This window comes from Erythrobacter sp. MTPC3 (assembly GCF_042854385.1).
GTDB lineage: Bacteria > Pseudomonadota > Alphaproteobacteria > Sphingomonadales > Sphingomonadaceae > Erythrobacter.
The window spans coordinates 1-4847 of sequence record NZ_BTGP01000025.1 but is presented as its reverse complement, the minus strand read 5'-3'; the positions used below and the strand labels follow the sequence as shown (position 1 = coordinate 4847).

General features: G+C 55.0%; 5 protein-coding genes. 4 read left to right on the top strand and 1 reads right to left on the bottom strand.

Translation table 11 applies throughout. The annotated features are described in order from the left end of the window. The first annotated feature begins 333 nt into the window (after window positions 1–333). From ACGHU1_RS16740 to ACGHU1_RS16725, 4 genes are all read left to right on the top strand, one after another. Window positions 334–588 carry a type II toxin-antitoxin system Phd/YefM family antitoxin gene (locus ACGHU1_RS16740; protein ID WP_390588827.1) on the top strand — a complete coding sequence of 85 codons (255 nt, stop codon included), beginning with the start codon at window positions 334–336 and terminating at the stop codon, window positions 586–588. Beyond that, entirely contained in the window at window positions 588–1016 is a 429-nt protein-coding gene (locus ACGHU1_RS16735) for a type II toxin-antitoxin system VapC family toxin (RefSeq protein ID WP_390588824.1), read from the top strand. The genes ACGHU1_RS16740 and ACGHU1_RS16735 overlap by 1 nt, the downstream gene beginning before the upstream one ends. Then, complete coding sequence (locus tag ACGHU1_RS16730) at window positions 1013–1603, top strand: recombinase family protein (protein ID WP_390588821.1); 591 nt, start codon at window positions 1013–1015, stop codon at window positions 1601–1603. Before ACGHU1_RS16735 ends, ACGHU1_RS16730 begins: the two co-directional genes overlap by 4 nt. 331 nt (window positions 1604–1934) lie before the next feature. Then, window positions 1935–2273 carry a single-stranded DNA-binding protein gene (locus ACGHU1_RS16725; RefSeq protein WP_390588819.1) on the top strand — a complete coding sequence of 113 codons (339 nt, stop codon included), beginning with the start codon at window positions 1935–1937 and terminating at the stop codon, window positions 2271–2273. A 421-nt stretch (window positions 2274–2694) separates the two neighbouring features. Here the strand turns inward: ACGHU1_RS16725 and ACGHU1_RS16720 are convergent, their stop codons facing one another. After that, entirely contained in the window at window positions 2695–4593 is a 1899-nt protein-coding gene (locus tag ACGHU1_RS16720; protein ID WP_390588816.1) for an ATP-binding protein, read from the bottom strand. Window positions 4594–4847 lie beyond the last annotated feature (254 nt).

Genomic DNA, 4847 nt, shown 5'->3' with positions numbered 1-4847 from the left:
AGCCCAAGTGCTTTGGGATGCTGGCTTTGAAGGCAGGTCGAGGATCGAGGCTCCCGTTCGCCACGCCTATACCGAACTGCATCGCAGGGTGCTGCATACATGGGAGCTTGATGCCCTTGGCGATCTTCCCCCTCCCTGCCCATGATCGCGGTCAAGAAAACGGTGGTTTTTAGACAGTGCAACCACTTCCCCGCAAACCCGCAGAAATGCGTTGCCACAATTGGCCAAATTCAGGCTATGCAACTTAATAGGAAAAAAATTATATTAAGTTGCATAATTTTCTAATGTGCCTAATGTATCCTACATTAGCTTGTCAGGCCGATGGAGGCAATCATGGGCACCCACTATTTCAGCAGCCGCGATTTCAGCCGTGATCCGGGCCGCGCGAAGAAAGCGGCGAACGATGGGCCGGTATTCATCACCAACCGGGACCGCCCCGAACACGTCTTGATGACGATGGCCGAATATCGCCGCCTTGCGGCGCGCAAAGGTTCGATTGTCGAGCGTCTGGCCTTGCCGGAATCTGCCGAGATTGATTTTGAGCCGGAGCGAGCTGCAATCGACCTCAAGGACGATGCGCTAGGCTGATGTATATTCTCGATACCAACTTTGTCTCGGAATTGCGAAAAGGCCCTGACGTGCCTTCCGCAAAACCGGCTGTCGCCTGGGCCTCGCAGGCCGATGAGGATAGCCTCTATCTGTCCGCCATCACGATCCTTGAACTTGAACGGGGCGTCAGGCGGATCGAGCGCAAGGATGGACCGCAAGGCGCTCTTCTGCGGAGGTGGCTAGATGAAATGGTGCGCCCTGCCTTTGCGGGGCGGATATTGCCCGTTGACGAAGCTGTGGCGCTGCGTTGTGCGGCGCTCCACGTCCCCAACCCCGTCCCTTACCGGGATGGACTGATTGCGGCGACTGCACTTGTTCACAGCATGGCCGTAGTGACAGGCAACGTGAAGGATTTTGAGCGAACGGGCGTCACCATTATCGACCCGTGGGAGGTTGAGCGGCCATGAAACTCGGCTACGCCCGTGTCAGCACTGACGAACAGAACCTCGCCTTGCAGATCGACGCGCTCAAGGATGCTGGCGCCGAGCGTATCTTTGAGGATCGAGGCGTTTCCGGCGCTGCGGTGCTTAAACCGGCCTATGGTGAAATGCTCAGGATGGCTCGCCCTGGCGATGAAATCATAGTCTGGCGTCTTGACCGCCTCTCCCGTTCCTTGATGACACTTATGACCGAGCTGCAAATGCTGGGCGAGCTGCAACTTGGCTTTCGCTCACTCAATGAGCAGATCGAGACGGTAACGCCAGCGGGGCGGCTGTTCTTTCATATGGTCGGGGCTTTTGCCCAATTCGAGCGGGACGTGATCCGCGAGCGAACCCGCGCGGGCCTGGAATCCGCCCGGCGTGCTGGCAAGAAGCTGGGTCGCCCACCAGTTATCAGCGCCGAGCAATGGCAACAGGCCAAGGCGTTGATGCAGCCACCGCACAATATGACCGGGCAAGCCGTTGCGAAGGTGCTGGGAGTGAGCCACCAGTCGATCTACAAGCGGCTCAAGGCCGAGCGTAATTCCGAACAGGGCGCGGATCAGCAGGCTTAGTCCCCTCCCCTTCCCCGCCTTGCGACTGTCCATCTGGCCACATCGAAACCGCCCTGCCCTTGATCCTGCCAACGGTTTTCGGCCGACCTCATTTCGGACGCGATACGCAGTGATTCCCGGCCCTTTGCTCCGTTGCTGATTTGACGCAAATGGTGTCCTGGCCTGACTAATGCGGGATCAGGCGAGCTGCGCTCCCCTTCAAGCAGAATACCGGCGCGATGCGCCTACGGTTTCCACCGCTTCGCGGCGGAGCCTCCGTCATTCCGCTTGCCCGCGTCAGACCGTCCACCCTCAAAATTGCGTCAGCAACTTAGAGACAAAGGACAGTATCATGCAGAATATCGCTGAATTTCGGATCATTGGCCGCGTTGGCAAGGTTGAAATCAAGGACAAGGTGGCCTTCATCGACGTGGCCGCGAATTATGGTCGCAAGATCAATGGCGAATGGCAGGACGACACGCACTGGAACCGCGTCACCCTGTTCGGAAAGAACGTCGAGCGCGCCGGGAAGATCGGCAAGGGCGACCTTCTCCACATCACCGGGCGGGTCCGTCAGTCCAGCTTCGAGCGCGACGGCGACCGCATCTATACCGTTGACATGATCGCTGATCGCTTCGCCGCCCTGGCGAAGAACGGCGCAGCCGACGACGACCAGCAGGACGAGGATTGAGGCCCACGGGGCGGCGCAAGCGCCGCCCCTCCCCTCCCCTTCTCGGCAGGAGCAAGATGATGCCCACAACCCGTCACCTTCCCCGCGACGTTCGGCGTGCTGTCAAGTTCAAATGTGTACGGGCGTTTCCGGCAATTTGGAGCAAACGCTCAATACACTGAATTTCTAACCTTAATTTTGGAGCGGGAGCAGCTAGCCACCTCTGGGGCATACTTAGGCAATAAGCAAAGGGCACTTCGGGCAACCCCTCAGCCTTAGTTGACTGAGCATCATATCTCTATTCTGAACCCCAATGGTTGCCCTCACCCCTTTGGCGAGGGACTAAATTTTAGATCAACCTGCGCCAGGGCCGCGTCCAAAGCATGGTGATTTGACGAGCCTTCATTGGCCAAATGAGCGCAAAGTAAGCGGCCAAATACACTCATTCTGCGTCCAGAAGTTGGCTGATAGTCTGCATCCAACCACGTATCTCTCCATTTGGGTCAGACGCATCTAGGCGCTGTGGTGTCATCCGATGTAAGACTTGGCCATTCAATTGGCGCTTGGCGGCTTTTTCCTTTTCTTTTTTGCGTCCGGCTTCGAGATCTTCCCAGTCTATCTCACTTCCGCCAGCGATATGTACGGCTCTAGCCACCGTCATTGGGACATCTTCGAAATCTGCGAATATGTCATCCAGAGTCAACTCGATGCCGTTCGCTGCGTAGGCTTCAACGACCGCTTGCGGGTGCAGAAAGTTTTCCATTTCTCGCTTCGAGGTGGCGATCGCTTGGCACCCCTCGCGCTCATTCACTGTGTTCATGAACTCAGCGTATTTCGGCTCCGCCGGTGGCTCATTGTCGCGATCGCAAATGTGCAATTCGGGTCGATTCAGATGGTGCAGGCGAGAAGCCCAAAGAGCTAAGTTGCTTCCGCCAAGAGGGACAAAAATGACCTCCCCTTCTAGCTCCAAGTTTTCTAGATTTGGCACCGCCTCTCCGCCCGCGAGGAGCATTCGAGCCATGCCTTTCAGAAACTCGATGTCATGCGGTCCTTCGACGCCCAGGAAAAGCCGAACACTATGATCTGGAAGGACCCCAAGTGAGCGGGCAATCTGAGCACTTGTTTCCGCCCCTCCTTGGGTGATCGATCGGAGTTCACCTTCACCTTTCTCAACGAAACGGAGTGAGGTTTCGGGTAGGCAACGAGCCAACATCGGGGTGTGCGTTGTCACCAGGACTTGCTTGCCGGGACCAGAAGATAGGTCACGCAAGGCGTTTAATAGAAGCCGTTGATTTCGTGGGTGCTGGCTCGTTTCAGGTTCTTCGATTGCGTAGATAATTGATGCACTGCTCGTCTCCAACGATGCTCGTTCGGCTTTGGCGCGAAAGAAGTTTAGGAGAACAAGCCGCTTCACTCCGCTTCCACGTTTGTTGAGCGGAATTCCATGGTCACCCGTGATGCTAGTCTGAAAAAGGGTCTCCCACTTTTTGGTCGTAACGATGGGGTCAAGCGTCTCCGCAATACTTGGGTCCATTTCGCGAAGCTTTTCGACGGTGGCACCCGCGATCTTGGAAACTTCCGTCTCAACGTACTCCTTTACTTCCTGCAACTTATCTTCGACAGCCCTGACCGCCTCACGTATCGCAGCTTTCAGCGGGTCCTGTGCTTCATCGTCCTGATCCGTGCTCGCGCGATCAGATTTGAAAAGTGCATATGTTGGAAGATAGGTGGCCAACGCGGACCAGACTTGTTTCCCACCCTCAGCGTTCAGTTGCACAGCTGTCGGAAGCAATTTCAAATCTTCACATGCTTCCCACAGTGCCGCTCTTATCGGCGAATTCGCTTGCTTGTTCACCCCGTCTAGATCGACGTCGAGTTCATTTGCGCGAGCGATAAGCTCAGCCTTTTTCAATGCCAAGAGATCGGAAAATCCATCTGCTGAAGGATGCATGGCTAGCGCATCAACAGAAGTCAGTTTTGGAGTGACCAGACTTCCATTGTATGTTTTTCTTATAGCTAGACGACCATCGTTGTTGAGCAGAAATTCAGACACGAGATTTGTTTCATAATCAGTGTCCAAAATGACATCTTGGAGACTATCGAACTCGCAAGTGATGCGCACATTCGTTGGGTCGCCAGTCTTACAAGCGTCGTCTCGATCAAGTTTTGCGACCTCAAAGAAGATCGCGAGAGCATCCATTATGGCGGATTTGCCAACGTCATTCCGCCCCACAAGAGCTGTAAGATTCTCAATGTCGATGCTGATCGGCTCACGATAGCAACGAAAATTCTCAATTGTGACCTTTGCAAGCTCCACGATATTCCCCGACAGCCAGAACAAGCTTCGACTATCTTCTCAGCCTAGCATCTTGCTGAAGTTTTAAAATTGAATGTTGGTCTCCAAAATGGCGCGTTGGCATTTTTTCAACTGTCGCTTACGAGCGTTGTAAATGGCTCAAGGAAAGAACATTTTAGGGCAAGCTGGGGGCACGGCTGCTGCGAAAAACGCAACCCCGCTGGCGCAGGCTCAGCAGATTGATTTCGCGCTTCACACTTTAGGCTGGAAGGCTTTTCAAGACTTGGCTGTGGCGGTCG

Coding starts and splice junctions, on each gene's coding strand:
- ACGHU1_RS16740 (WP_390588827.1), top strand. CDS start 334: ATGGGCACCCACTATTTCAGCAGCCGCGATTTCAGCCGTGATCCGGGC.
- ACGHU1_RS16735 (WP_390588824.1), top strand. CDS start 588: ATGTATATTCTCGATACCAACTTTGTCTCGGAATTGCGAAAAGGCCCT.
- ACGHU1_RS16730 (WP_390588821.1), top strand. CDS start 1,013: ATGAAACTCGGCTACGCCCGTGTCAGCACTGACGAACAGAACCTCGCC.
- ACGHU1_RS16725 (WP_390588819.1), top strand. CDS start 1,935: ATGCAGAATATCGCTGAATTTCGGATCATTGGCCGCGTTGGCAAGGTT.